Source organism: Herbihabitans rhizosphaerae (genome assembly GCF_004216555.1).
Classification (GTDB): domain Bacteria; phylum Actinomycetota; class Actinomycetes; order Mycobacteriales; family Pseudonocardiaceae; genus Herbihabitans; species Herbihabitans rhizosphaerae.
Genome location: NZ_SGWQ01000012.1, coordinates 122,682 through 147,747 on the forward strand (window position 1 = coordinate 122,682; position 25,066 = coordinate 147,747).

The window sequence follows — 25,066 nt, forward strand, 5'->3', positions numbered from 1 at the left end:
CAACGGCACGAACAACAGCGCGGGCAAGGAGTTGGCTCCGCACGTTTTCGAGGGTGAGATCGTGGAGGCGGGCGACCGTCCGGATTCTGTTGTGCCGCAACAGGAAAAACCGTCTCGGGTGCGGCATGTCGTGGGCCGCAAGATCGTCACCGCGGTGAAGGTCATCGGCGCCAACGATCACGTCGCACGGGCACGTTCGGTGCTCGGGTACCGACTGCGGAAGGCACCCCGCGATGTGTTGCGGCTGTTGTGGTTCTTCGTGCGGGGTGTGGGGCGCTGGATCGCCACGGGATGGCGGTGGGCGTCGTATGCCGACCTGCGCAGCGACGCTAGGGCGGCACGGTTGGCCGGCGATGTGGAGGCGCGGCGAACAGCACAGGAGCTGATCCGCGCCGACGCGAAAGCCCGCTGGGCGAAAGCGGGCCTGTTTCTGCGGCGGACGGTGATCACCACGGCCGTGGTGATCGTGCTCGTGGTGCTGCTCGCGTTGATGGAGATGGTGTTCGACCGGGCCGGGATGCCCGGTTGGCTCCAGGCCGTCTACGACGTGCGCGACGCCATCGGCACGGCCGTGGCGGCGGTGTGGCCGTGGCTGCCCACCATCGGTCTGCTGAGCATGCTCGTAGCGGCGGTGTGGGAAGGACGAGACCGCACACCCGGGGCCGGCTGGCTGACCCGTCCTGATCGGGACGACGCGGACTCGTGGGTTGACGAAAGGATGATCTCCAAAGCCCTCGCGCATCTCGGTATCGCGCCGCTCAACGCGTTCTTCAAGGACGGCGGCGAGCTGGTCTACACCGTGCCGGCCCGCAAGGACGGAGACGGCACCTACACGCAGGTGCGGCTCCCGCTCGGCGTCACCGCCGCCATGGTGGCCGACCGCAGGCGGGTGCTCGCCGCGAACCTCGGACGGGCAAGCCTGGAGACGTGGCCCACCACCGGGGCCGAGGAATCGCTGCTCGATCTGTGGATCGCGGACAAGGGCACGCTCTCGGGTGGCGCGGGTGACTGGCCGTTGCTCACCGAGGGCACCGTAGACCTGTTCAACGGGGTGCCGTTCGGGCTGTCTCAACGCGGCGTGATCATCAACGCGCCGTTGATCGAAAGCAACTGGTTGATCGGCGGAAGACCCGGGCAAGGCAAGACATCGGCCATGCGGGTGCTCATGCTCGGCGCATGCCTTGACCCGACCGTCGAGGCGTGGGCGTACATCCTGGGCGAGAGCCCTGATTTCGCGCCCCTGAAACCGCGCCTCGCGCGCTATCGCATGGGCTTGGACGACTCGGTTGTCGCCGACGCCGTACAGGCGCTGGAAGACCTTCTCAAGGAAATGGAGCGGCGCGGCAAGGTCCTGTCCGCGCAGCCGGGGCAGCCACCCAAGGTGTCCCGCAAACTGGCCGACCGGCCGGGGCTCGGGCTGCACCCGATCGTTCTGGGCATCGACGAGTGCCACGAGCTGTTCATGCATCCCCGGTACGGCAAGCTGGCCGCCGAGTTGTGCGTACGGCTGATCAAGCGAGGCAGGAAGTACGGGATCATCCTGCTTCTTGCCACGCAGTCCCCGACGCGGGATTCGATCCCGAAGGAGATCACCCGCAACGTCTCAGTCGGTGTCGCGTACTCGGTTGCCGATCATGTCGCCAATGACGGACTACTCGGAGCGGGCCGATACCGCGCAGGCGTACGAGCGACCGAACTGAGGACCAAGACCGACCGGGGAACCTGCGTCGCCGTGGGCGTCAGCGACTCCGCGTGGGAACTCGTCCGCTCCTACTACGTGGCATACGAAGACGGCCGCGACGACGTGACCATGATCGTCGCGCGGGCCATGGCCGCCCTTGCCGAGCACGGCCGCACCGTCGCCGCAACCGACCCGACTGGAGAGATCGAAGCGGCACCGGTCGACCACCTCGCCGACATCGCGCACGTGATCAACGGAGAGCCCCGCCTCCGGACTCAGACCGTGCTCTCACGGTTGGCCGGGCACAACCCCGGCGAGTACGAACCGTGGACCGCGCGGGACCTCCGCGCCGTTATCCGAGAGCACGGCATCCGACCCCGCAAGGTGCGCGGCCACTGGTACCTCTACCCCAACGATGTGGCCCACGCGATCACCCGCCGCGCCGCCCACCACGAGGACGACACGGCGGGGGACGCAGCGGGGGAAGCAAGGGGGAACGGGGGAACTTTCCCCACCACCATCCCCCAACCGAATCCCCCGCTTGACCTGGGTAAACCTCGCAGGGGGACGCAAAACGGCGCAGCCGCCGATGACCCCGAGAACCCCGGAAATCCGGGGTCGGATGGTACGGCGGATGGCTCCCTCCCCCGTGGTGGCGGGGGTGATCAACAAACGCCATGAGCGACCGCAACCCGCCAACACCCGGAGGTGACACCCCCAGCAACCGTTTCCTGTCCGAGGAGGACCACCAGGGCCTAGCCCGCTGGCGTGCCATCGTCGCCCAACGCCCACCGATGACCACCGAACAGATTGAGTCCGTCGCCGCGCTACTGCGCACCATCGGCACCGACCCCGCCGACCACGACCGCTGACAAGAAGCTGCCCAGCACGACGCAGGAACGGCCGACCCCGCCAACGGGTCGGCCGTTCTGGTTCCGGCTGTCGATCAGGTGGGTGGGTTCTTCGGGTCGATGAGTTGGACCCGTTCGCGTTTCCACCCGACGCCCCGTCGTCCCGGCATGATCCAGATTTCGTCGGTGCCGGTGGCGTCGGCGATCATGGAGCGGCGCTGATCGATGCCGGCCTTCTTCCAGTCGTGCGCCACCTGTTCGGCGGACATGGCCCGGACCTCACCGTCCGCGCCGCCGCCGCTGGTGCCGGTCAACTCCTTGCGTTCGGCCAGCAGCGGCGCAAGATCGTCGTTGAGCTGCCGGTTAGCCGCGTCGAACCGGTCCAAGGTGACCTCGCGTCGGGCAAGCCGGTCCGAGTAGGCATCCTGGAGCTTCTCGATCTCGCCGATCTCGGTGTTGAGTTCGGTCAGCCGTTCCGACACCCGTGCGCGTGCCGCCGTCAGGGCTTGCGCGTACCGGGAATCCGACAACCGCGCGATCACCATCAACCGCAACTCGTTGTCCACGCGACGGGCATTCGCGTACAGCTTGCCGCACCCGCGCTGTTGCCGGTTGCACCAATAGACCGCGACCGGCTCACCGCCGTTGCCCGGGTCCTTCATGCGCCCCGACAGCTTCCGCTTACACACCCCGCACCGGATCAACCCAGACGCCAGATACCGCCGACTCACCTGTGCCCCGCGCCGCCGTCCCTCATACATCGCGCGCAGACGTAGCCACGTCTTCTCATCCACGATCGGCTTGCCCGGCAACCGACCGACCAACACCCCGTCGTACTCGATCCGACCCGCCAACGCGGGACGCAGCAACGTCGCCCGCACCGTGTTGTTCACCCACTCCTTGCCGTTGACCGTGCGCAACCCCTGGGCGTTCCACGCCCGCACGATCTCCATCTGCGGTGCCGTGTCCTTGTCCGCCGCTGTGATCACCATCGCGTTCACCGCACGCCGCAACGCCGTGCGTTCCCGCGCGATCTGCCGCGCCGGCAACATCGGCCGGTCCTCCTCCGACTCACCCGGACCGGGCACCCAGTCCGGGTCCATGCGCGGGAACCCGAACCCCGGACGTCCGCCCGTGGTCCGCCCCTTCTCCCGATACGCGGCAAATCGGCGCTTGACCCGCCGCGACATGTCATCCGACGCCTTCGCAGCCTGCGCCACCTCGATACGCAAGATGTACCGGTCATCCGGGTCGGACAAGTCACGTGACCCGTGCGAGCTGATCACCCGGAAACCCTTGTCCGCCAAGTCGATCAGCCGCTCAAGATCACGCGGCTGACGAAACAGGCGGTCCACATGCCACACCGCGATTCCGTTGGACAAGCCTTGCTCGGCGCGCTCCAACAGCTTCTCGAAGTCCTTACGTCGAACGCCCTTCTTCCACGCGCTCAGCCCGTCCGACAACTCCAGACCGACCACGCCGCCGTGACGACCGATCGTCACGCGGTTGTCCGCCCACTGCGTCTCGATCTTCTCCAGCTCATGCGTGTTCGGGTTCCACGACAGCCGCCCATACGAGTCGAACACAGGGGCCTGGCCGCCCTGACCTGCGCTAACCTTGCTGTCATCAACCATGACCCAGATTAGGTCAGTAAATGGGCAAAACCCTACGAGGACTTTCCTCCGCCTTGTCAGGAACCGCCTCGATCACGAACCCCATCGACCGGGAACCGGGAGACGCGCCCACGGCCCACGACGTCAATTACGTTGTGGGCCAACGCTTCCTGTGTCAGGAGAGGAGTCCACATGCGACGGTCGGGCGCGGAAGACGATCCGTCGGCACGGGAGCGGATCCTCGTCGCGGCGGAGGAGTTGTTCGCCGAGTCGGGTTTCGACGCGACGCCGACCTCGCGCATCGCCGAGCGGGCCGGGGTGCCCAAGGGGCTCGTGCACTACTACTTCCGCCGCAAGTCCGACCTGCTGGCAGCGCTCGTGGAGCGGCTGCCGGACGAGAAGATCGAGCCGTCGCACGTCGTGGTCCCCGGCGACGTGGCGGCGAGTCTGCGCAAGCTGGTCGCCGAGTTGGACGCGCGGATGAGCGCCTCGCCGCTGCTGTCGCACCTGCTGTGGCGTGAGGCGGACACGCACCGGGCCGTGCGGGAGGCGCTGCAGGAGCGGTTCCGCGGTGTGGTGCGGCAGGTCCACGCGGTCATCGTCGCGGCGAGTGCCGGGGGAGTCGCGGTCGCCGATGTGGACACCGCGTCCGGGCTGCTCGCGCTGGCCATGAGCTACCGGCACTCGGTGGCACGGCACGCCGAGGCCGCCGGTGCCATCCCACCCTCGATGGACCGCGAGGTCGCCTTCATCGCCGACGCCCTGTCGCTGGGTGCCGGCGCGCCGCCGCGACCCGCGTAGCCGCCCTTCTGTTCGTGCCCTTGACGAGACATGTGATGCAATGGCATTGTATGCACATGCATGAAACGTCGAAGGGTCAGTCAATGTCGAACCAACGGTTCCTGTTCATCACCGGCAGTGCCCGCCCGGACGGCAACACCGATGCGCTCGCCCGACAGGCCGCCTCGCACCTTCCGGACACCGCGCGGCAGGAGTGGCTCAACCTCGATGACCTGCCGCTGCCGCCGTTCCGCGACATGCGGCACGCGGCCGACGGCGTGCCCGACCCGGTCGGCAACGAGAAGATCCTGTTCGACGCGACGCTGGCCGCGACGGACATTGTGATCGCCTCGCCGCTGTACTGGTACTCGGTGTCCGCGAGCGTGAAGTTGTACGTGGACTACTGGGCCGGCTGGCTCTACCGCAAGGACCTCGGCTTCAAGAGTGGAATGCGCGGCCGCACGCTGTGGGGCGTGACCGTGCTGGCCGAGCGCGACGAGGCCCAGGCGGACCCGCTGGTCGGCATGCTGCACAAGACCGCCGACTACATGCACATGGACTTCGGCGGCGTGCTGCTCGGCAACGGCAGCCGCCCAGGCGACGTGCTGCGCGACGAGCGCGCGCTGCGCCGGGCGGAGCAATTCTTCGCAGCCGCCCGGCACGGGCTGCCCAGGGTTTCCGTTCAGGTCTAGTCTTCTTTGCCGACCTCGGTGTCCGACAGATCAAGCCCGATCGAAAAATCGGCGGCGTATCCGTCCTGGGCGCTTGTCGGATCCAGTAGCAACTGGTCGCCGTGGGAGCCGGTGAAAATCCAGTCCGCGCTGTTGGTCGTGTCCGGCATTCCCCGGCTCGCGTACGGCTCCTTGGTGAAGTAGCCGGCTTTGAACTCTTCGTGGAAGTAGAGTTGTGATGTGAACTCGTAAGGCTTGCCGTCGGTTCCAGTGGTCCGGACCTTGATGTGGTGGTGAACCGCCCGTCCCTGGTACCACCCCGGCAGGATGGTCACGAACTGGACTTTCCCGTTCTCGTCGGTCACCTGGTATCCGCGTAGGTACTTCTTGCCGACCGTGCCTTGGTCCGCGACGTCGGAATACACACCGAGGGCGTCGCATTGCCAGGTATCGACGACAGCTCCCTTGATCGGGCGGCAATCACCGTCGACGATTTCCTGGATATCGAGGTTCAGGGTGAAAAGCGTGCCCGGCCTCATCGTTCCGTCCGAAGGATCCGACCGGATGTCGGAGCGATTGAGCTTTTCGTCTACGAAGTACGGGCCCTCCATCTGTTCGGGCCGGACAACGCAATTCAGGTGGTGGATGCCCATCGGCTTGGTCGCGGCCGCGGCGGGCCGGCTGAGGACTCCCGCCGTCGTCGCGAGCGTGGCACCGGCGATGCCGAACAGGGCCATTGCCTGGCGCCGGTCGAGCAAGCGGCCGACGGGTACGTCGTCGTCGTGCATGTGCGCCTCCAGTGGTGGCAGTTCGGGGAGGTTACGCACGGTAAAGGCTACGTGGCTCGGGGTGCTTTCGTTACCCGCCAGAGGATGGGTGTAGCGGGTGCGCGGCGAAGAACCGCTCGATCACCGGCGTCGCGTCCATCACCGACGGGACCTCGGAGTCCGGGTTCGGCCGGGTGCTCGGCCAGTCGTGCCCGAGGCCGTCGATCCGGTAGTGCGTGACCGCGCCGCGCCCGGCGCAGGAGTGCCACCGGCTGCGCCACACGCCGTCGCCGAGGTCGTGCGCCCGCGGCTCGGTGTCGCAGCCGTTGCGCGCGGACCAGGCGGCCAGCCAGTCCGGCAACGCTGGCAGGCCCCGCTCGGCGTCGCCGTCGTACGGAATCGTGGTGTCGGCCGTGCCGTGGATGGCCAGTACCGGCACCGGCCGGCGTGGCGCGCACTCGCCGGCCTGCGGGTAGAACGCCCCGGAGACGGCCGCGAACGCGGCGATCCGGTCACCCATCCGGCAGGCCAGCAGGCCGGTGAACCCGCCGCCGTTGGACTTGCCGGCGGCGTGGATCCGGCTCGGGTTCACGCACAGCGTCCGTTGCAGCTCGTCGATCAGGTCACCGGTGAACTGCACGTCGTCGACCGCGGCCGAGTAGGGCGCGCCCTGCCACGCGCTCTTGCCGTCGGTCCCGGTCAGGCCCTGCGGGTACACCGCGATCACGTCCGGCCTGGAGAAGTCGGACAGCTCGCGCTGGTACTCGGATGTGCGCCCGTGGCCGTGGAAGGCGAGCACCACCGCGTGCGGCCGGGTCGGCCGGTGGTTCTCCGGAAGCCGCACCAGGAACGTCCGCTCGACTCCGCCGGAGGTCACTGTCCCCGTGTAGCTCTGGCCGGGCGGCGCGGGCTGCCGGCACCCGGCGGACAGCGGCGTGTGCTCGTTCGACCTCGGCTCGGCCTGGGCGCTGACACCGCCCGCCAGCACGGCGAGGACCGCCAGCAGACAACTCGTTACGCGCCTCATGTCGTGGCTCCGATCCACCTGGACGGTGTCGAACTCGTCGGTTCAGGCGACTATGAGCCGTGCTGTGAACGGGGTCACGTTTGTGGTCATTGAGTTCGTCAGTGCGCGTCGGCGGCGGGCTCGACCAATTCGATCAGCACACCGCCGGCGTCCTTGGGGTGCACGAAGTTGACCTTGCTGTCCGACGTGCCACGCCGGGCCTTCTCGTACAGCACTCGGATTCCCTTGGCGCGCAGCGCGTCCGTGGCCGCCTCCACGTCGGTCACCCGGTAGGCGAGCTGCTGCAGCCCCGGCCCGTTGCGGCCGATGAACTTCGCGATGGTCGACTCCTCGGACAGCGGCGCGAGGAGCTGGATCGCGGTGTCGGCCGCTGATCCGCCCGGCGCGCGCAGCATGGCCTCCCGAACGCCCTGTTCCTCGTTGGTCTCGGTGTGCGTCACCTCGAGCCCGAAGGTGTCCCGCTGGAACGCGATCGCCTCGTCGAGGTCGGGCACCGCGATGCCGACGTGGTCGATGGCCGTGACGAACGGGGTCAGCGCACTGTCCATCGGTCCAGTCTAGGGCAACGCTACCGGCGAGTAGATTTGCGTTGTGCGGCTGCTCACATGGCATCGTGTCCGGATCGCTACAGCCGAGTATGGTCCGAGTTAACGCTCGCTAGCACGCGATATGGAGGCCGTTGTGTCCGGTTCCGTCATCCTCGCCGGGGCTCGTACCCCGATCGGTCGTCTGCTCGGCTCGCTCAAGGACTTCTCCGGCGCACAGCTCGGCGGAGTCGCGATCAAGGCGGCGCTGGAAAGGGCCGGCGTCAAGCCCGAGCAGGTGCAGTACACGATCATGGGTCAGGTGCTCACCGCCGGCGCCGGCCAGATTCCCGCACGTCAGGCCGCCGTGGCCGCCGGCATCCCGATGGACATCCCGGCGCTGACCATCAACAAGGTGTGCCTGTCCGGTCTGGACGCGATCGCGCTGGCCGACCAGCTCATTCGCGCCGGCGAGTTCGACATCGTGGTCGCCGGCGGCCAGGAGTCCATGACCCAGGCGCCGCACCTGCTGCCGAAGTCCCGCTCCGGCTTCAAGTACGGCGACGTCACGCTGCAGGACCACCTGGCCTACGACGGTCTGTTCTGCGCGTTCGACCAGGTCGCCATGGGCGCCTCCACCGAGAAGTACAACACCCGGTACGGCCTGACCCGCGACGAGCAGGACGCGTTCGCCGCCGCGTCGCACCAGAAGGCGGCCACGGCGATCGCCGAGGGCCGGTTCGCCGACGAGATCGCACCGGTGAGCGTCCCGCAACGCAAGGGCGACCCGGTCGTGTTCGACACCGACGAGGGCGTGCGCGGTGACACCACCGCGGACAGCCTCGGCAAGCTGCGCCCGGCGTTCTCCTCGGACGGCACGATCACCGCCGGCTCCGCGTCGCAGATCTCCGACGGCGCGGCCGCGGTCGTGGTGTGCAGCAAGGCGAAGGCCGAGGAGCTGGGCCTGTCCTGGATCGCCGAGATCGGCGCGCACGGCGTGGTCGCCGGCCCGGACGCCAGCCTGCACGAGCAGCCGTCCAACGCGATCAAGGCGGCGCTCGCCAAGCAGGGCGGCAGCGCCGAGGACCTCGACCTGATCGAGATCAACGAGGCGTTCGCCGCGGTGGGCGTGGTGTCCACCAAGCAGCTCGGCGTCTCCGAGGACAAGGTCAACGTGAACGGCGGCGCGATCGCGCTTGGCCACCCGATCGGCGCGTCCGGCGCGCGGCTGGTCGTGCACCTGGCCTACGAGTTGAAGCGTCGCGGCGGCGGCACCGGTGCCGCGGCCCTCTGCGGCGGTGGCGGTCAGGGTGATGCCCTGATCATCACCGTGCCGAAGGCCTGACTTGGCCCGAACCTTCGACATATCCGACCTGATCGACCGCGCGCGGCGCAGTGAGCCGCGCGCGGTCGCCAGGTTGATCTCGCTTGTCGAGGACAACAGCCCGCACCTGCGCGAGGTGGCGGCCGCACTGGCCCCGCTGACCGGGCGTGCGGAGGTCGTCGGCATCACCGGGCCGCCCGGCGCCGGCAAGTCCACCAGTACTTCGGCACTGGTGACCTCGTTGCGCGCCAAGGGAAAGCGGGTCGGCGTGCTGGCCATCGACCCGTCGTCGCCGTTCTCCGGCGGCGCGCTGCTCGGTGACCGGATCCGCATGCAGGAGCACGCCACCGACCCCGGCGTGTTCATCCGCTCGATGGCCACCCGCGGCCACCTCGGCGGGCTGGCCGTCGCCACGCCGCAAGCGCTGCGCGTGCTGGACGCGGCCGGCTGCGACGTGGTGATCATCGAGACGGTCGGCGTCGGACAGTCCGAAGTGGACATCGTGTCGCTGGCCGACACCACCGTGGTGCTGCTCGCGCCCGGCATGGGCGACGGCATCCAGGCGGCCAAGGCCGGGATCCTCGAAGTGGCCGACGTGTTCGTGGTGAACAAGGCCGACCGGGACGGCGCGGACGCCACCGTTCGCGACCTGAAATACATGATCTCCTTGGGGCGCAGGGAGATTCGCGGTGCGAAGTGGCGGCAGCCGATCGTCAAGACGGTCGCCTCGCGCGGTGAGGGTGTTGACGAGGTGCTGGACGCGATCGCGTCGCACCGGCAGTGGATGGCCGAGCACGGTGAACTCGAGGACCGCCGGCGGGCCAGGGCGGCGGGCGAGGTGGAGGCGATCGCCGTGGAGACACTGCGGGCCCGCCTCGGCGACGTGCACGGCGGCGACAAGCTGGAACGGCTCGCCAAGCAGGTGGCGGCCGGCGACCTCGACCCGTACGCGGCGGCCGACTCGCTGATCGAGGCGGTCCGGGCGGACTAGCCTGATTCTCGTGTCACACAAGGAAACCAGCTTCGTACTCGACGGTGCCACCCGGCGGTGGGCGTGGGCCGGCGTGTTCCTGTTCCTGCCCGGCGGGGCGGCGCTGACCGCCGCCGGCGTCCTCGGCCTGACGGGCGGGGAGCCCGGTCGGCGGCCCGCCGCCATCGGAATGGGCCTCGTCCTGCTCGCGCTCGGTGGCGGTGCGGCGTGGGCGCTCAGCCGAGGCGAGAACAGGCTGGTGCTGGACCGGCAGGGCCTCACCGTGCCCCAGGTGCCGGACGTCGAGTTCACCGTCGGTTGGTCCGAGTTGCGCGAGGTGCGGGTGTACCGCGAGCGGCGCGGCGGCGGTGAGACTCGGATGTGGCACTACGACCTGGTGCTCGCGCCGCGACTCGGAGACTTCGCCGAGCGGCACCCCGAGATGGCCGACTGGCACTCACTGGACGGCTACCGGTACTCGCTCGGCGCGCTTGGTCTGGCCGGGCGCCGGCTCGACCGGGCGTTCACGCGGTTCGCGGGCGGTTCCTGGACCGGCATGAGAACCGTTGACACATAAGGGAATCCTCAGCCCTCGACCCAGTTGATCGGGTTGTCCGCCCAGTCCTCGTCGTCCTCGGCGGCCGGCCGGGGCGGGGCGGGCGCGTGCCGGGGAGCCGGCTCGACGTCGTCCTCGATCTCGCCGAAGGAGTACACGGCCGGGTCCGCGTTGGGCTCCGGGCGCCGCGGGGTGGACCGCTGCGTGGGCGCACGGTCGACCAGCGGCTCGAACAACGGCTCCTCGGGTTGTTCGGCGACCGGGGCCGGCGCGGGAACCGGCCGCGTCTGGGGTGCGGTCCGCACGATGGGGCGCGGCGGCGGAGGTGGCTCGGGTGCCGGCTCGGGCTCGTCGTGCAGCAGGATCTCCTCGGCGAGCACCTGCGCCGCCTCCGCGGCCCGCGCCTGCGCGCGCTGGATGCAGCCGAGCACGGTCGGGCCGACGCGCACCGGCGGGATCGCGCCGAGTTCCGGCGTCGTCACCAGCTCCACGACCACGCCCTCGCCGTCCACGGTGACGCGCACGCCGGGCTCGCTCTCCGACACCCGCAGCGCGGCGGTTCTCCTGTTCAATTCGGCGAAACTGTCGGACATCGCGGCGGGCCCCTCTCCCGTTCGTATTGCACATGACCACGTTGCAACTGTAACGACTTGTTGTAGCTGACGGCCAGACGGCGCGATCGGTTCCGTTGATTTCCAACAGACCTCGAGCCGGTGTGACCTGGTCGTACACGGTGTGCAGCTGAAAAGCTGATAGAAAGACCGCAGTCGAGGAAGTGCGGAGGATCTGATGCGAGACGCGGTGATCTGCGAACCGCTGCGAACACCGGTCGGGCGGCTCGGCGGCGCGTTGAAGGCCGTGCAGGCGCACGAACTGGCCGCCGCCGTCATCACCGCGCTGCTCGAGCGGACCGGCCTGCCGCCCGACGCGGTAGACGAGGTGATCCTCGGCCAGTCCTACGTCAGCGGCGAGGCGCCCGCGATCGGGCGGGTGGCCGCGCTGGACGCCGGGCTCCCGGTGGAGGTCGGCGGCTCGCAAGTGGACCGGCGGTGCGGCTCCGGGCTGCAGGCGATCCTGGACGCGGCGATGCAGGTGCAGACCGGCGTCAGCGACGTGGTGCTCGCCGGCGGCGCGGAGAGCATGAGCAACGCCGTGTTCTACGCGACCGACGCGCGCTACGGCGCCCGCGGCGGCAGCATGGTGCTGCACGACTCGCTGGCTCGCGGTCGGGTCACCGCAGGCGGCAAGCACTTCCCGGTGCCCGGCGGGATGCTCGAGACGGCGGAGAATCTGCGCCGCGAGTACCGCGTCCCGCGCACCGAGCAGGACGAACTGGCCCTGCGGTCGCACCAGCGGGCGGTGGCCGCGCAGACCGACGGCCGGTTCGCCGAGGAGATCGTGCCGGTGACGATCAGGGGCAGGCGCGGCGAGTCCATTGTGGACACCGACGAGCACCCGCGCGCGGACAGCTCGCTGGAGTCGCTCGGCGGGTTGAAGCCGATCATGGTGAAGGACGATCCGGAGGCGACGGTCACCGCGGGCAACGCCAGCGGGCAGAACGACGGCGCCGCCGTGTGCGTGGTGACGCACCCGGCCCGAGCGGCCGAACTCGGCCTGAAACCGTTGGCGCGCCTGGTTTCCTGGGCCCGCGCCGGGGTGCCGCCGCGCACCATGGGCATCGGCCCGGTGCCGGCCACCGCGACCGCGCTGGACCGCGCCGGATTGAAGCTGGCCGACGTCGACCTGATCGAGCTGAACGAGGCGTTCGCCGCGCAGGTGCTGGCGGTCACCAGGGAATGGGCGTTCACCGATGCCGACTGGGCGCGCACCAATGTCAACGGCTCCGGCATCTCGCTCGGCCACCCGATCGGCGCGACCGGCGGGCGGATCGTCGCCACACTGCTGCGCGAGATGCGCCGGCGCGGCGCGCGCTACGGGCTGGAGACGATGTGCATCGGCGGCGGTCAGGGGCTCGCCGCCGTGTTCGAGACCGTCGGATAGAGCCCGTCCGGCTCAGCGTTTGAGCGTGAAGGTGAAGTCGCCGGAGAGCTTGCCGCTCAGCCGGACCGCCGACACGAGCCTTCCGTCCGCGAGCAGCCTCTCGACCTCGGCCCGCGAAAGACCGCACCCTTCGGCGATCAGTCGCACCGGCCGGACAGGGATCCGTGCCGCGAAGCGGACCGCGACGTCGATCACCTCGCGGCCCAGGTAATCCGCTCCGCCGGTGTCGAGACGCCAGGCGTCGTCCCAGTCCAGCGCGATGCGATTGCGGCGCAGCACGACCGAATCCTGGAGCAGCTCAGCCGCCAGGCCGGGGTCGTTGTCATGCAGCCGGTCCAGCAGCTCAGGTCGTACGGAGCGCACCTTCACCCGCTCGAGGACCGTGAGCTTCGTGGTCTCCCCGCACGCGGTACAGAGCGCGAGGAGCCAGGCGTCGATGAGCTTGTGGTTAGCGTTGACGCGAAATTTGCCGCCTGTCCGGAAGCGCTCGGACCCGCACACGTGGCAACGGCGGCGAACGAGCGGCAGACAGACGGGTTCGACTACCCAGTTTTCGAGCATGGAAGTACACCGGTCTCAGTGAGAAATCCGCAGCAAAAGGAAGCGCGGCGCACATGCGCGACGCGCGACGAATCAGCGCTTGGGAGGTCTCACCGGATGTACAACGGCACGTCCTTGACTAGACGACTCGGCTCGGCAGCACGGTAATCGCGCACAGCGGCGCTGCTCCACTGGTTTTCGGGCGGGCCGGTTACCCTCGACGTGTGAGCGCAGAGGGGTTCTCGCTGTTCGACACGCGGATCGGCACGTGTGCCGTGGCGTGGGGCGAGCACGGGATCGTCGGCCTCGGGCTGCCCGAGTCCACCGCCGGTGGGACGCGCGCGCGGATGCGCCGCCGCTTCCCGGACGCGCCCGAGGCCGAGCCGCCGTCATCGGTGACCGACGCGATCACGGCGATGGTGGCGCTGCTGTCCGGGGAGGCGGCCGACCTCGACGGTGTGGCGCTGGACATGGACGGCGTGCCGGAGTTCCACCGCCGGGTGTACGAGGTGACCAGGGCGATCCCGCCCGGCGACACGATGACCTACGGCGAGATCGCCACCCAACTCGGTGATCCCGGCTCAGCGCGCGCGGTCGGCCAGGCGCTCGGCGCGAACCCGTTCCCGATCGTGATCCCGTGCCACCGGGTGCTCGCCGCGGGCGGCAAGGCCGGCGGGTTCTCCGCGAACGGCGGCACCGCCACCAAGATGCGCATGCTCACCATCGAAGGCGCGCTGCCACCCACCTTGTTCTGAGACAGCGCCGCACAACGCCGTCCTGCCCGGGACTTGACATCTGTCCAGGCGCCGTCGACGTACTTTAGCCCGCTAAAGTCCCACGCCCACGGAGAAAGCCCAGGTCAGACAAGATCAACAGGTGGTGGGAAACGTGAAGGTGGTGCACGTCCGGCGGTGGGCGGCGGCGAGGTCACCCTCACGGCACTGCTAAGGCCAGCGGCCGATCAGGCCGAGCAGGCGTTCTTGGGGTGTCGCGCCGGCCGGGACGGGCACCTCGGGGCCGAAGACCTCGATGCCGGGGCCGAACGCGTCCGGGGTGCGGTACTTCTCCATGGTTTCCGGCGGAATGGACGACGTGCTGGCCAGCAGGCGTTCGACGGTCTCGGCGCGTCTTCGGTATCGGCCGGTGATCTCGCCCATGGCGATTCTCCTTACCCGGCAAGGATTTCAGTTGCCTGTCGCGGTGAAGTGCTGGATGTCCAGTGGTGAGGTCCAGGTGCCGCCCCAGCCCCAGCCGATCACGGCGAAGGACCGCACGGCGACGTCACCGGCGAACACCATTCCCGGTCGCGCCACCCGTCTGTCCACATAGGATGACGCCAGCTCGGGCAGCACGAGGTTGCCCTTCACGTACGGGTTGCAGAACGGGTTGAGGTCGATCGCCAGCCCGAACGCGTGCGCCGACCAGTGGTTCAGCCCGGTCGCGGGGCGGCACACGAACGCCGTGGTGTTGTTGCCGTCCCCGGTCGGATGCAGGGTCAGCTCCGGCCGCGCCACCACGCGCATCTCCTCGATCGGGAAGCGCGCCGCGTACAGCCGCTCGAACACGCGCGCCACGGCGTCGGCCACCCGCGCGTTGACGATCATCTCGCCGGTGTGCGGGCGGTCGTCGAAGCCCCAGAACGACAGGCGCAGGTAGCGCAGATCGTCCGGCCGCACCGGGCAGCCCGGCTGCCAGGTGCTCCTGGCCAGCACGGTGGCCGGCACCGGTGTCACGGACGCGGCGAAGCGCCCGCCGGCCGGCGGCGGGAACATGTCCGGCGAGGGCAGCCGGCGCCGGGCCAGCTCCGCCGGAGTGGGCCTGACCTGGCCGAATCCGTCCGGTCGCAGCGGCAGCGGAGTCGCCCCGATCCGCCAGCTCGGTGGGGTCGGTACCGGCACCGGGCTGGCCGGCGCGACCGGTGGCGGCGGCGCCTGCACGGCGGACGGCGGGGTCGCCGGCGTGATCACGGGCGGAGTCGGCGAGGTCGACGGGGACGGTGGCGCCGCCTGCGGCGTGTCACACGCCGCGACGACGGCGATGGCCAGCGTCGTGATCAGAACCGTTCGCACCCGCACCCGACCAGCGTGGCACGGATCCGCGCGGCGGTGCTATCAAGGACCGGTGAGCGAGATCCACCGCGCGTCGGGGAGCGAGCTGTCCGCGAAGGACCTGCACGACATCCTCGAGCTGCGCGTCCGCGTGTTCGTCGTCGAGCAGACCTGCCCGTACCAGGAGATCGACGGGCGGGACCTGGACGCGAGCACCCGGCACCTGTGGTTGCGGGCTGGCGCGTCGAAACCGTTGGCATACCTGCGAATTCTCCGGCCGGTGGACGCGCCCGTGCGGATCGGACGCGTGGTCACCGCACCGGAGGAGCGCGGCCGGGGGCTCAGCGCGACGCTGATGGCCGAGGCGCTCGCGGAGATCGGCGACCAGGAGGCCGTGCTCGACGCGCAGGTGGTCGCGCAGGGGCTCTACGCGAAGTTCGGCTTCCTCGCCGAGGGGGAGCCGTTCGACGAGGACGGCATCCCGCACATCACGATGCGGCGGCACCCGGTGGCGCACACCGTGTGATCACCTCGACCGCGCGCTCCACATCGGCTTCGCTGAGGTCCGCGCGCGCGGCCAACCGCAGCCGGGACACCTTGTCCGGCACCGACGGCGGGCGGAAACAGCCGACCCACACCCCGGCGGCGCGGCAGTCGTCCGCCCAGGTCACCGCGGCCTCGGGGGACGGCGCGCGCACCGAGATCACCGTCGCGTCCGGCAGGCTGGCGGCCAGGCCCGCCGCCCGCAGGCCGTTGGCCAGGTTCGCGGCGTTGTCCAGTGCGCGGGTGGCCCGTTCCGGCTCCTCGCGCAGCACCGACAGCGCGGTCAGCGCCGCGGCGACGCTGGCCGGCGCGAGGCCGGTGTCGAAGATGAAGCTGCGCGCGTGGTCCACCAGATGGCGGATCACCCGGCGCGGGCCGAGTACCGCTCCTCCTTGTGCGCCAAGGGATTTCGACAGCGTCATGGTCGTCACGACGTCCGGCCCGCCGATCAGCCCGGCGGCCGCGACCGCACCCCGGCCGCCGTCGCCGAGCACGCCGAAGCCGTGCGCGTCGTCCACCACGAGCCCGGCTCCGGTGCGCCGGCAGGCCGCCGCCAACTCGGGCAGCGGGCCGAGATCGCCGTCCACGCTGAAGATCGAGTCGGTGACCACCAGCGCGCGCTCGGTGCGGCGGGTGGTCAGCGCGTGCTCCACCGCACCCGGATCGGCGTGCCCCACCACGGCCACCTCGGCGCGGGACAGCCGGCAGCCGTCGATCAGCGACGCGTGCACGAAGGAGTCGGACACGATCGAGCTGCCGCGCCCGCCGAGCGAGGTCACCACGCCGAGGTTGGCCGCGAACCCGGAGGAGAACACCAGCGCGGACTGGGTGCCGCAGAACCTCGCCAGCTCGTACTCCAGCTCGGCGTGCAGCTCGGTGCTTCCGGTGACCAGCCGCGACCCGGTCGAGCCGGCGCCCCAGCGCAGGGCGGCGGCGGCCGCGGCGCCGGTCACCCGCTTGTCCCTGGCCAGGCCGAGGTAGTCGTTGCCGGCAAGGTCGAGCAGGTCGGAGTCGCTGCGCCGGGGGCGTAACTGGCGTCGGAGGCCGGCACGGCCGCGCTCCTCGGCCAGCGTGTCCAACCAGGCGAACACGTCATCGGGGTCGCGTCGGGTCACGGCTCGAGTCTCGCATCACGGCGGACCGGCACGGGTGTGGGATGCGATACGGTCGCGTCGTGAGTGACACCGCGTCTGATCTGGCACAGATGCCCGAGGACTGGGAGCGGGCGCTGGCCGTCGTGGCTCACCCGGACGACCTGGAGTACGGCGCGTCCTCGGCCATCGCGCGCTGGGCCGAGCAGGGCAAGTCGGTGGTCTACCTGCTGGTGACCCGCGGCGAGGCGGGTATCGACGGGATCGCGCCCGCGGAGTGCGGTGCGCTGCGCGAGCGGGAGCAGATCGAGGCGGCGGCCGTGGTCGGCGTGCGGGAGGTCGAGTTCCTCGATCACCGCGACGGCGTGATCGAGTACGGGTTGCCGCTGCGGGCCGACATCGCCACCGCGATCCGCCGGCACCGCCCGGAGTTGATGATCACCCTCAACCACCGGGACACCTGGGGCGGCACCTTCCGCAACTCGCCGGATCACCGCAACGTGGGCCTGGCCGTGCTGGACGCGGTCGGTGACGCCGCCAACCGGTGGATCTTCCCCGAGCGGATCACCGAGGACGCCCAGCCGTGGAACGGTGTGCGCTGGGTGGCCGTCGCGGGTTCGGCGGAGGCGAGTCACGCCGTCGAGATCACCGACACGCTCGACAAGGGCGTGGCGTCGCTGGAGGCGCATCGCGCGTATCTGGACGGCCTCAGCGGTGACATGGGGGACACCGGCTTCCTGCGCACGGTCGCCGAGGACACCGCTCGACGGTTCGGTGGACGGTTGGCCACCGCATTCGAGCTGATCTCCTTCTCCTGAATTGGCAAAAGGGAATTAACTCGCGTTTCATTACCCCTGATCGGGTAGACGTGAGGAGGCCATGCCGTGTCCTTATGTCCAGCTCAACCTGGGGAAATAGGGTGAACCTCACCCGAATGGCCTACACCTTCCGACGGTTGTGACCGGGCTTACGCGGCAGGTAGCCATTAACTAGCTCGCGGGACCCCAGCCCGCGTGCCTTCAGGAAGGAGAACGTTATGGCGAAGGCTTCGCGCCTTGCCGGGCTCGCCGGGGTGGCGGCGGCCGTGCTTGCGGCAGGGTTCGCGACCGTCGGGGTCGCCGATGCGGCACCTCAGCAGGACAACGGCCCGGTACGGCCGTTCATCGTGGGTGGCGAGGACACCACGACCGACGAGAATCCGTTCGTCGTGGCTCTGCTCACCCCGGACGGCCAGCAGTTCTGTGGCGGCTCGCTGGTCGCCAAGAACAAGGTCGTCACCGCTGCGCACTGCACTCAGGGTTCGCAGCCCGCCGACATCCAGGTCGTCGCCGGCCGCACCAAGATGTCGAGCCAGGACGGCAAGGTTTCCAAGGTCACCAACGTCTGGGTGCACCCCGAGTACACCGACGCCGTGAAGGGCTTCGACGTCTCGGTTCTGACGCTGGAGACCGAGCTGGACTTCAAGCCCGTCGAGCTGGCCAAGGCCGACGACCCGGGCTACGCGGAGGGCAAGGAGGCCCTGATTCTCGGATGGGGCAACACGTCCGAGGGTGGCGGCCAGGCCGACAATCTGCAGAAGGCCGCCGTTCCGGTGACCTCGGTCGACTACTGCAAGAAGGCTTACCCGGAGCTGGTCGCGGACGCCAGCGTGTGTGCGGGCAAGCCGGAGGGTGGCGTGGACACCTGCCAGGGTGACTCCGGCGGCCCGATCGTGGTCGAGGGCAAGCTGATCGGCGCGACGTCGTGGGGCGAGGGCTGTGCCCGTCCGGAGAAGCCGGGCGTGTACGCCAAGATCGGCACGTACTACGACGCGTTGATGGAGCAGATCGGTGGTGGCGGCACGCGCCGCTGATCCGTCTCGAAGACCCGGAATCCGGCCGGACAGTCCACTGTGGACCGTCCGGCCGGATTTCTTCGTGCTGGGCTTCTTCGTGCTGGGGCTTTCGGGGTCCAGGAGTTTCGGGCGATGATCGTGCCCTGGGCCGCCGCCGGCGAGCGCGAGCACATTGGCGAGAGGCTGATCGGCAGTGCCCGGGGGCCACCACACCTCCTCCCCATACATCGATCCTATCGGTGAAATTGGGGGGTCGCGGGGTATCGCGCGGGATCTGTGGACAACTCGGGTCATGTGGACAAGTCGCCGGCGCGTCCGAACTCACGGCGTCACGGTGTCGGCGAGCGTGTCCAGGAACGCGCTGGTGAGCACGTCCGGCTCGTCCCGGGTGTAGGCAGTCAGCATGCGGCGCACGGCGGGCCGGGCGCGCAGGACCACGCCGCCGAATCCGGGCGGGAGCACGTTCGACGGCACCAGCGTCGGCCCGAGCCCGGCCGCGGCGAGCACCGGCGCGGTCGCGGTCTGTTCGGTCCGGACAGCCGCCCTGGCAACGAATCCGGCTCGTGCGCAGGCCTGGTCGAGCACGTCGGCGAGCCCGTGGCCCTGCGCGAAGTGCACCCACTCGCGGTCAGCCAGCGTCTCCAGCCGCACGGTCCGTGCGCCGGGCTTCGCGGCCGGATCGCCTGGTGGTAGCACGACGACGAACTCCTCGACGCCCAGCTCGCGCACCGGTCCGCGCCAGCCGTCCGGCTGCGGGCCCACCGCGAGGTCGGCCTGGCCTTCGAGCATCGCGGCGCGCAGCTCGTCGGCGTGCCGGTGCTCGAACAGTCTGATGTGGACATTCGGGTGCTTGTCGCGCCAGGCGCGAAGGGTGGGCGGCAGCACGCCGAGGCTCACCGAGTACACGGTGGACAGCCGCAGTTCGGCGTGCAGCAGACCGGCGGCGTGCAGGGCGGCGCACTTGGCGCGCTCGGCTTCCGCGAGGGCCGCCCGCGCGTGCGGGAGCATGGCGCGCCCCATCGGGGTGAGGCGAACCGAACGGGGCAGCCGCTCCAGCAGCGGGCCGCCGGAGGACCGCTCGAGCGCGCGGATCTGGTGCGACAGCGCGGGCTGCGTCACGTGCAGGCGCTCGGCGGCACGGGTGAAGGAGCCGGTGTCTGCGACCGTGACGAGGTACTCCAGTTGACGCAGGCTCGACATGAGCAGAGTTTATGCGAACCGTGAAAAAGATGCCTTGGACTTATGGCGTGTCCGCGGTCAGGCTGAACGCATGAGTACGGACGGAAAGGTCGCGCTGGTGGTCGGCGCGCACGGCGTCATCGGCGGGAATCTGGTCGAACACCTTGTGACACAAGGGGATTGGGAGGTCATCGGGGTGTCGCGGCGGGGCGGGGCGCCGTCCGAAAGGCTGCGGCACATCGCGGTGGACCTGCTCGACCCGGTCGACGCGAAGGCGAAGCTCGGCGGGCTGTCCGAGGTGACGCACGTCTTCTACGCCGCTTTCCAGGACCGCCCGACCTGGGCGGAACTGGTGCCGCCGAACCTCGCGATGCTGGTGAACGTGGTGGACGCGGTCGAGCCGGTCGCGCGCGGGCTGCGGCACGTCAGCCTGATGCAGGGCTACAAGGTGTACGGCGCGCACCTCGGCCCGTTCAAGACACCGGCGCGGGAGGACGACGCCGGGCACATGCCGCCGGAGTTCAATGTGGACCAGCAGGACTTTCTGGTCTCGCGGCAGCGGGGTCAGCGGTGGACCTGGTCCGCGCTGCGGCCGTCGGTGGTGTGCGGTTTCGCGTTGGGCAACCCGATGAACCTGTCGATGGTGCTCGCGGTGTACGCGACGATCTCCGCCGAGTTGGGCCTGCCGCTGCGGTTTCCCGGCAAGCCGGGCGCCTACGACGCGCTGCTGGAGATGACCGACGCGGACCTGCTCGCGCGGGCGACGGTCTGGGCGGCGACCGATCCCCGGTGCGCCAACCAGGCGTTCAACATCAACAACGGCGATCTGTTCCGGTGGAGCGAGATGTGGCCCAAGATCGCGGACTACTTCGGGCTCGACGTGGCGCCGCCGTTGCCGATGTCGCTTGAGACGGTGATGGCGGACAAGGAGCCGCTGTGGCAGTCCATTGTGGACCGTCATGGCCTGGCACGGCACTCCTACGCCGAGGTGTCGTCGTGGCGGTTCGGCGACGCGGTGTTCGGGTGGGACTACGACTTCTTCGCCGACGGCACGAAGGCGCGGCGCTTCGGGTTTCACGAGTTCGTCGACACCTCGGAGATGTTCACGCGCATCTTCGACGACCTGCGGGCGCGACGCGTCATCCCCTAGTCGGTTGTCGGTTGTCCACAGGGCTCGGTTATCCACAGATCGCGATCGGCCGGCGATCTGCCATGCGCTTCGGCCGTAGCGTCGGTGGCGTAGGACAACCGAGCGGAGGTGGTCGATGGGCACACCCACAACCGAATAGTGATGTGGCGACGCGAATCGGGTCACACTGGCGAGTCGTGGCTCGGCGGTTCCGGTACCTCACGGGCATGCTGTCTGCCATGGCTCAGCACTATCTGTCCGGATTGGACCTCACCGGCCGTCGGGTGGTCGTGGTCGGAGGCGGCACGGTCGCCCAGCGGCGGCTGCCTCGGCTGATCTCGGCCGGTGCGGCGGTGGAGGTGATCTCGCCGCACGTGACGCCGGCGGTGCAGGCGATGGCCGACGGCGGTGAGCTGAGCTGGCACGAGCGGCGCTATGCCGACGGTGATCTCGACGGCTCCTGGTACGCGCTCGCGTGCACCTCGGACACCGCGGTCAACGCGGCGGTGGTGGCCGAGGCGGAGCGGCTGCGCGTGTTCTGCGTGCGCGCGGACGCCGGCAGCGAGGGCACCGCGGTGACACCCGCGTCGGGGGAGTACGACGGGCTGCTCGTCGGAGTGCTCGCCGGCGGGGTGCACCAGCGGTCGGCCGCGATCCGGGACGGCGTGCTGGAGGCGCTGCGCTCGGGCGTGCTGACCGACCGGGTGGTCGGCGCGGAGGCCGGTGTCGCGCTGGTCGGCGGCGGGCCTGGTGATCCGGAGTTGATCACCGTGCGGGGCCGGCGGCTGCTCGCTCGCGCGGACGTCGTGGTGACCGATCGCCTTGCGCCGCAAGAGCTGCTGGACGAGCTGTCGCCGGACGTGACCGTCGTGGACGCGTCCAAGATCCCGTACGGCCGTGCGGCCAGCCAGGACGTGATCAACTCGACGCTGATCGAGAACGCCAAGGCGGGCAAGTTCGTGGTGCGGCTCAAGGGCGGCGACCCGTATGTGTTCGGGCGCGGTTTCGAGGAGGTGCTGGCCTGCGCGGAGGCGGGTGTGCCTGTCACCGTGGTGCCGGGTGTCACCAGCGCGTTCGCGGTCCCAGCGGTCGCCGACGTACCGGTCACCCACCGGGGCGTGGCGCACGAGGTCGTGGTGGTGTCCGGGCACGTCGGTCCCGGCGACGAGTCCTCGCTCGTGGACTGGTCCGCGCTGGCGCGGCTGCGCGGCACGATCGTGCTGATGATGGGTGTGCAGCGGATCGCCGAGTTCGCCGGCGCGCTGCTGGGCGGCGGCCGGCCGCACGACACGCCGGTCGCGGTGATCCAGGAGGGCACCACGCGCAACCAGCTTGTCGTGCGGTCCACTTTGGACGCCGTGGCGGAAACCATTGCCGCACAGGGCATCCGGCCGCCAGCGGTGATCGTGATCGGTCCGGTGGCAGCGCTGGGGCCGGCCGATCGCTAGCCGGCCGCGGTGAACAGCTCGGCGTGGTCGCGCGCCCAGACGCGGTAGCCGGTCGCCGGCCGGCCGAGGATCTCGCGCACGTCGTCGGTCAGTACGGCGTTGCCGTCGGTGCGCACGATCTCGGCGCCCCGGAGCGCGGTGTCGATCATGGCCGGGTCCATGCCGGTGGCGGTCATCTGCTCCCTGGCGACATCCGCCGGCACGTCCACGGTGCCGATCTCGCGGCCGAGCGCCTCGGACAGCGCGGCGACCTGGTCGGCGGTGCTGATCAGCTCGGGGCCGGTGAGCGTGTAGGTGCGCTCGTGGTGCCGGTCGGTGGTCAGCGCGCGCACCGCCACCTCGGCGATGTCGCGCGGGTCGATCACGCCCTGCCGCCCGCCGCCGAACATGTTCGGCACCGGCTGGCCCGCTCGGATCGCGTCGGCCCAGCTCAGCGAGTTCGACGCGAACGTGGTCGGGCGCAGCACGGTCCACGTGCGCCCGCTGGCGCGCACCGCTTCTTCGCCGGCGTGGTGCCACGGGAACTCGGACTCCTCCGGCGGCCCCGTGCCGATCGCGGACAGCTTCACCAGCGTGCGCACGCTGTCCGTCGTCGCGACGGCGGAGGCCATCGCCAGGTCGTGCCGCTCGACGTCGGGGCCGGGCATGGTCAGCAGGAACACCGCGTGTGTCCCGTCGACCGCCTTGGCCAGCGACGTCGGATCGGCGAAGTCGCCGTCGACGACGTCGAGGCCGGGGCGCGGCGTGAGCCGGGACGGGTCGCGGGTCAACGCGCGGACCCGCTCCCCGGAGTCGATCAGCATCGGGACGAGTGCGCGGCCGATGGTGCCCGTGGCACCGGTTACCAGGATCATGGGAGCCATCGTTCGCGCGGGAACCGTTGTCCTCTAGGAAGAATCGGCACAGTTCGCCCTGAGCGGACGGGTCCGGCGCGCGTCCCGGCATAGCCTGGAGCCGTGACGTCGATCAGCTATCAGCTCGCCGAGCAGTCGGTGGCTCCGTTCACCACCGCCGACGGCCATCGGACGTGGACGCACTTGCCGGACGCCGCGACCACCGTCGTGTTCCGGACCACGGCCGGCGGACGCGGCGACCTGCTGGTGGTCGGACCGCGGACCCGCGCGTCCTACCACCCGGACAAGGACGTCCCGCTGTGCGTCAAGATCCGCGTGCGGCCCGGCTGGGCGAGCGAACTGCTCGGCCGTCCCGTCGGCGGGCTGACCGATCAGGTCGTGCCGATCGAGCGACTGTGGCACGAGGACGGCGCCCGCCTCACCGCCGAACTCACCGAACTCGCCGTGGGCGGTCCGGCCGCCGCCGCGACGATTCGCCGGACGCTGGAGGATGCGCTCGCCGAGCGGCTGACCGAGGCGTCGCCCCGGCATCGCGATCACGGCCGGCTCGTCCGCACCGCGATCGCGGGCCTGTCCCAGGGGCCACGGCCGCTGAGCGTGCACGATCTCGCGCGGCGGCTGCGGATCAGCGAACGCCAGCTGCGCAACGTGTTCACGTCGGCCGTTGGCGTGTCACCGAAGCGGTTCGCCGCCATCGACCGTGTGCGGACGGTGCTCGCCGGCGCCGGACGCGACGAGTTGGCCGGCCTCGCGGCAGCGGCGGGTTACTACGACCAGTCGCACATGACCGCCGAGTTCCGCGCCACGATGGGCGTCCCGCCGGCGCGGTTCATCGCGGGCCGGCTGCCGACGCCGGTGGCCTGCAGCGCGTAGCGCGAGTCACCTGCGTCCGACGAGGTGGAACACCCGGCTGAGCCGCCGGTAGGGATCGCGTCGACTGGCTTCCAGTTCGACCTCGGCGATCCGAGTCAGCTCGTCCCCCTCGGCGTCGATGTCCATCCAGTCGGTGAACAGCCACACGCCGTACCAGGTCAGCGGCCGCACGTCGTGTGCGGCGAGCAGGCCGCTGAGTTCCTCGACGGTGTCGGCACGCGTCTCCAGACCGAGCACCCCGCGCTCGCCGTCGGCGTCGAACGCGGCCCGCGCGTCGTCCCACCGATGTTCCAGCGCGGGACGGACGGCCAGGGTCGCGGCGTTGAGCGCCATCACGGAGACGATGCTGTTCGGGGCAGCGCACGCGCACAGCGACTCGATCATCGCGGCCGGCTCGCGCAGATACATCAGCACGCCATGGCAGAGCACGGCGGCGAACCGTCGGCCGCGCAGCAGCGAGGGCGCGTCCTCCCCGTCGCCCAGCACCAGCCGGACCCGGTCGCGAACGTCGGCAGGCTCGGCGGCCAGCCGCTGCTCCGCGGCGGCGAGCATCGACTCGGACGAGTCGAGCAGGACGACCTCATAACCCAGGCGCGCCAACGGAAACGACTGGTGTCCGGCGCCGCCACCGACGTCGAGCACGGTCGCCGGTGGCGGCGGCAGGTGATCCAACAGATGACAGTGCAGGACGTAGGTGCGTACGCGACCCTTCACGGTCGCGTACGCACTCTCGACGAACCGATCGGTCAGGCCCCGCCCACA

Annotated in this window: 27 protein-coding genes; 15 read left to right on the forward strand and 12 right to left on the reverse strand. The window is 70.1% G+C overall.

Annotated elements, in window-relative coordinates:
• The first annotated feature begins 61 nt into the window (after window positions 1-61).
• The gene (locus EV193_RS28045; RefSeq protein ID WP_130347939.1) at window positions 62-2,362 is read left to right on the forward strand and encodes a hypothetical protein; all 2,301 of its coding nucleotides are present in this window, start codon (window positions 62-64) and stop codon (window positions 2,360-2,362) included.
• Window positions 2,359-2,553 carry a hypothetical protein gene (locus tag EV193_RS28050; RefSeq protein WP_130347940.1) on the forward strand — a complete coding sequence of 65 codons (195 nt, stop codon included), beginning with the start codon at window positions 2,359-2,361 and terminating at the stop codon, window positions 2,551-2,553. The genes EV193_RS28045 and EV193_RS28050 overlap by 4 nt, the downstream gene beginning before the upstream one ends.
• A gap of 74 nt (window positions 2,554-2,627) precedes the next feature.
• On the opposite strand, the gene EV193_RS28055 is transcribed toward EV193_RS28050, so the two are convergent.
• The gene (locus tag EV193_RS28055; RefSeq protein ID WP_165401531.1) at window positions 2,628-4,118 is read right to left on the reverse strand and encodes a recombinase family protein; all 1,491 of its coding nucleotides are present in this window, start codon (window positions 4,116-4,118) and stop codon (window positions 2,628-2,630) included.
• Window positions 4,119-4,337: 219 nt separating this feature from the next.
• Here EV193_RS28055 and EV193_RS28060 point away from each other — a divergent pair, with 219 nt between their 5' ends.
• Window positions 4,338-4,946, forward strand: a complete 609-nt coding sequence (locus tag EV193_RS28060; protein WP_130347942.1) for a TetR/AcrR family transcriptional regulator — start codon at window positions 4,338-4,340, stop codon at window positions 4,944-4,946.
• A gap of 83 nt (window positions 4,947-5,029) precedes the next feature.
• The gene (locus EV193_RS28065; RefSeq protein ID WP_130347943.1) at window positions 5,030-5,617 is read left to right on the forward strand and encodes a flavodoxin family protein; all 588 of its coding nucleotides are present in this window, start codon (window positions 5,030-5,032) and stop codon (window positions 5,615-5,617) included.
• On the opposite strand, the gene EV193_RS28070 is transcribed toward EV193_RS28065, so the two are convergent.
• From EV193_RS28070 to mce, 3 genes are all read right to left on the reverse strand, one after another.
• Window positions 5,614-6,384 (reverse strand): dioxygenase family protein, encoded by a 771-nt coding sequence (locus EV193_RS28070; RefSeq protein WP_130347944.1) that lies wholly within the window; start codon window positions 6,382-6,384, stop codon window positions 5,614-5,616. The genes EV193_RS28065 and EV193_RS28070 overlap by 4 nt on opposite strands.
• A gap of 70 nt (window positions 6,385-6,454) precedes the next feature.
• Window positions 6,455-7,390 (reverse strand): CE1 family esterase, encoded by a 936-nt coding sequence (locus EV193_RS28075; protein WP_130347945.1) that lies wholly within the window; start codon window positions 7,388-7,390, stop codon window positions 6,455-6,457.
• 98 nt (window positions 7,391-7,488) lie between these two features.
• Window positions 7,489-7,938 carry a methylmalonyl-CoA epimerase gene (gene mce, locus EV193_RS28080; protein WP_130347946.1) on the reverse strand — a complete coding sequence of 150 codons (450 nt, stop codon included), beginning with the start codon at window positions 7,936-7,938 and terminating at the stop codon, window positions 7,489-7,491.
• Between the two features lie 133 nt (window positions 7,939-8,071).
• Between mce and EV193_RS28085 the strand changes: the two genes are divergently transcribed.
• Genes EV193_RS28085 through EV193_RS28095 form a run of 3 tightly spaced genes read left to right on the forward strand, consistent with a single transcriptional unit; the run spans window position 8,072 to window position 10,785 of the window.
• On the forward strand, window positions 8,072-9,259 hold the full coding sequence (locus EV193_RS28085; RefSeq protein ID WP_130347947.1) for an acetyl-CoA C-acetyltransferase: 1,188 nt from the start codon (window positions 8,072-8,074) through the stop codon (window positions 9,257-9,259).
• A gap of 1 nt (window position 9,260) precedes the next feature.
• Complete coding sequence (gene meaB, locus EV193_RS28090; RefSeq protein WP_130347948.1) at window positions 9,261-10,229, forward strand: methylmalonyl Co-A mutase-associated GTPase MeaB; 969 nt, start codon at window positions 9,261-9,263, stop codon at window positions 10,227-10,229.
• A 10-nt stretch (window positions 10,230-10,239) separates the two neighbouring features.
• A complete protein-coding gene (locus tag EV193_RS28095) occupies window positions 10,240-10,785 on the forward strand; it encodes a hypothetical protein (RefSeq protein ID WP_130347949.1) in 546 nt (181 codons plus the stop codon).
• 8 nt (window positions 10,786-10,793) lie between these two features.
• Here EV193_RS28095 and EV193_RS28100 read toward each other — a convergent pair whose 3' ends face one another.
• Window positions 10,794-11,336, reverse strand: a complete 543-nt coding sequence (locus EV193_RS28100; RefSeq protein ID WP_130347950.1) for a hypothetical protein — start codon at window positions 11,334-11,336, stop codon at window positions 10,794-10,796.
• A 217-nt stretch (window positions 11,337-11,553) separates the two neighbouring features.
• On the opposite strand from EV193_RS28100, the gene EV193_RS28105 reads away from it, so the two are divergent.
• Window positions 11,554-12,765 (forward strand): acetyl-CoA C-acetyltransferase, encoded by a 1,212-nt coding sequence (locus EV193_RS28105; RefSeq protein WP_130347951.1) that lies wholly within the window; start codon window positions 11,554-11,556, stop codon window positions 12,763-12,765.
• A 12-nt stretch (window positions 12,766-12,777) separates the two neighbouring features.
• Here EV193_RS28105 and EV193_RS28110 read toward each other — a convergent pair whose 3' ends face one another.
• On the reverse strand, window positions 12,778-13,326 hold the full coding sequence (locus EV193_RS28110; RefSeq protein WP_130347952.1) for a DUF1062 domain-containing protein: 549 nt from the start codon (window positions 13,324-13,326) through the stop codon (window positions 12,778-12,780).
• A 203-nt stretch (window positions 13,327-13,529) separates the two neighbouring features.
• On the opposite strand from EV193_RS28110, the gene EV193_RS28115 reads away from it, so the two are divergent.
• A complete protein-coding gene (locus EV193_RS28115) occupies window positions 13,530-14,060 on the forward strand; it encodes a methylated-DNA--[protein]-cysteine S-methyltransferase (protein ID WP_130347953.1) in 531 nt (176 codons plus the stop codon).
• 189 nt (window positions 14,061-14,249) lie between these two features.
• Here the strand turns inward: EV193_RS28115 and EV193_RS28120 are convergent, their stop codons facing one another.
• Together EV193_RS28120 and EV193_RS28125 are read right to left on the reverse strand one after the other, a co-directional pair.
• Window positions 14,250-14,462, reverse strand: a complete 213-nt coding sequence (locus EV193_RS28120; RefSeq protein WP_130347954.1) for a hypothetical protein — start codon at window positions 14,460-14,462, stop codon at window positions 14,250-14,252.
• Between the two features lie 27 nt (window positions 14,463-14,489).
• Window positions 14,490-15,380, reverse strand: a complete 891-nt coding sequence (locus tag EV193_RS28125; RefSeq protein ID WP_242613721.1) for a M15 family metallopeptidase — start codon at window positions 15,378-15,380, stop codon at window positions 14,490-14,492.
• 46 nt (window positions 15,381-15,426) lie between these two features.
• Between EV193_RS28125 and EV193_RS28130 the strand changes: the two genes are divergently transcribed.
• Complete coding sequence (locus tag EV193_RS28130) at window positions 15,427-15,879, forward strand: GNAT family N-acetyltransferase (protein ID WP_242613722.1); 453 nt, start codon at window positions 15,427-15,429, stop codon at window positions 15,877-15,879.
• Here the strand turns inward: EV193_RS28130 and EV193_RS28135 are convergent.
• Entirely contained in the window at window positions 15,842-17,011 is a 1,170-nt protein-coding gene (locus EV193_RS28135; protein WP_242613723.1) for an 8-amino-7-oxononanoate synthase, read from the reverse strand. The two genes, EV193_RS28130 and EV193_RS28135, sit on opposite strands and share 38 nt — an antisense overlap.
• 59 nt (window positions 17,012-17,070) lie before the next feature.
• On the opposite strand from EV193_RS28135, the gene EV193_RS28140 reads away from it, so the two are divergent.
• Window positions 17,071-17,805, forward strand: coding sequence for a PIG-L deacetylase family protein (locus EV193_RS28140; RefSeq protein WP_207222838.1), 735 nt, complete (start codon window positions 17,071-17,073; stop codon window positions 17,803-17,805).
• A gap of 218 nt (window positions 17,806-18,023) precedes the next feature.
• Entirely contained in the window at window positions 18,024-18,839 is an 816-nt protein-coding gene (locus EV193_RS28145) for a S1 family peptidase (RefSeq protein WP_130347956.1), read from the forward strand.
• Between the two features lie 303 nt (window positions 18,840-19,142).
• Here the strand turns inward: EV193_RS28145 and EV193_RS28150 are convergent, their stop codons facing one another.
• Window positions 19,143-20,021: a LysR family transcriptional regulator gene (locus EV193_RS28150; RefSeq protein WP_130347957.1), complete on the reverse strand. Its 879-nt coding sequence runs from the start codon at window positions 20,019-20,021 to the stop codon at window positions 19,143-19,145.
• Window positions 20,022-20,091: 70 nt separating this feature from the next.
• Between EV193_RS28150 and EV193_RS28155 the strand changes: the two genes are divergently transcribed.
• Window positions 20,092-21,150 (forward strand): SDR family oxidoreductase, encoded by a 1,059-nt coding sequence (locus EV193_RS28155; protein ID WP_130347958.1) that lies wholly within the window; start codon window positions 20,092-20,094, stop codon window positions 21,148-21,150.
• A gap of 218 nt (window positions 21,151-21,368) precedes the next feature.
• Window positions 21,369-22,577, forward strand: a complete 1,209-nt coding sequence (gene cobA, locus EV193_RS28160; RefSeq protein ID WP_242613724.1) for a uroporphyrinogen-III C-methyltransferase — start codon at window positions 21,369-21,371, stop codon at window positions 22,575-22,577.
• Here the strand turns inward: cobA and EV193_RS28165 are convergent.
• Window positions 22,574-23,431, reverse strand: coding sequence for an NAD(P)H-binding protein (locus EV193_RS28165; RefSeq protein ID WP_130347960.1), 858 nt, complete (start codon window positions 23,429-23,431; stop codon window positions 22,574-22,576). The two genes, cobA and EV193_RS28165, sit on opposite strands and share 4 nt — an antisense overlap.
• Window positions 23,432-23,533: 102 nt before the next feature.
• On the opposite strand from EV193_RS28165, the gene EV193_RS28170 reads away from it, so the two are divergent.
• Entirely contained in the window at window positions 23,534-24,304 is a 771-nt protein-coding gene (locus tag EV193_RS28170; RefSeq protein WP_130347961.1) for a helix-turn-helix domain-containing protein, read from the forward strand.
• A gap of 6 nt (window positions 24,305-24,310) precedes the next feature.
• Here EV193_RS28170 and EV193_RS28175 read toward each other — a convergent pair whose 3' ends face one another.
• Window positions 24,311-25,018, reverse strand: a complete 708-nt coding sequence (locus EV193_RS28175) for a class I SAM-dependent methyltransferase (protein ID WP_242613725.1) — start codon at window positions 25,016-25,018, stop codon at window positions 24,311-24,313.
• Window positions 25,019-25,066: the final 48 nt, after the last annotated feature.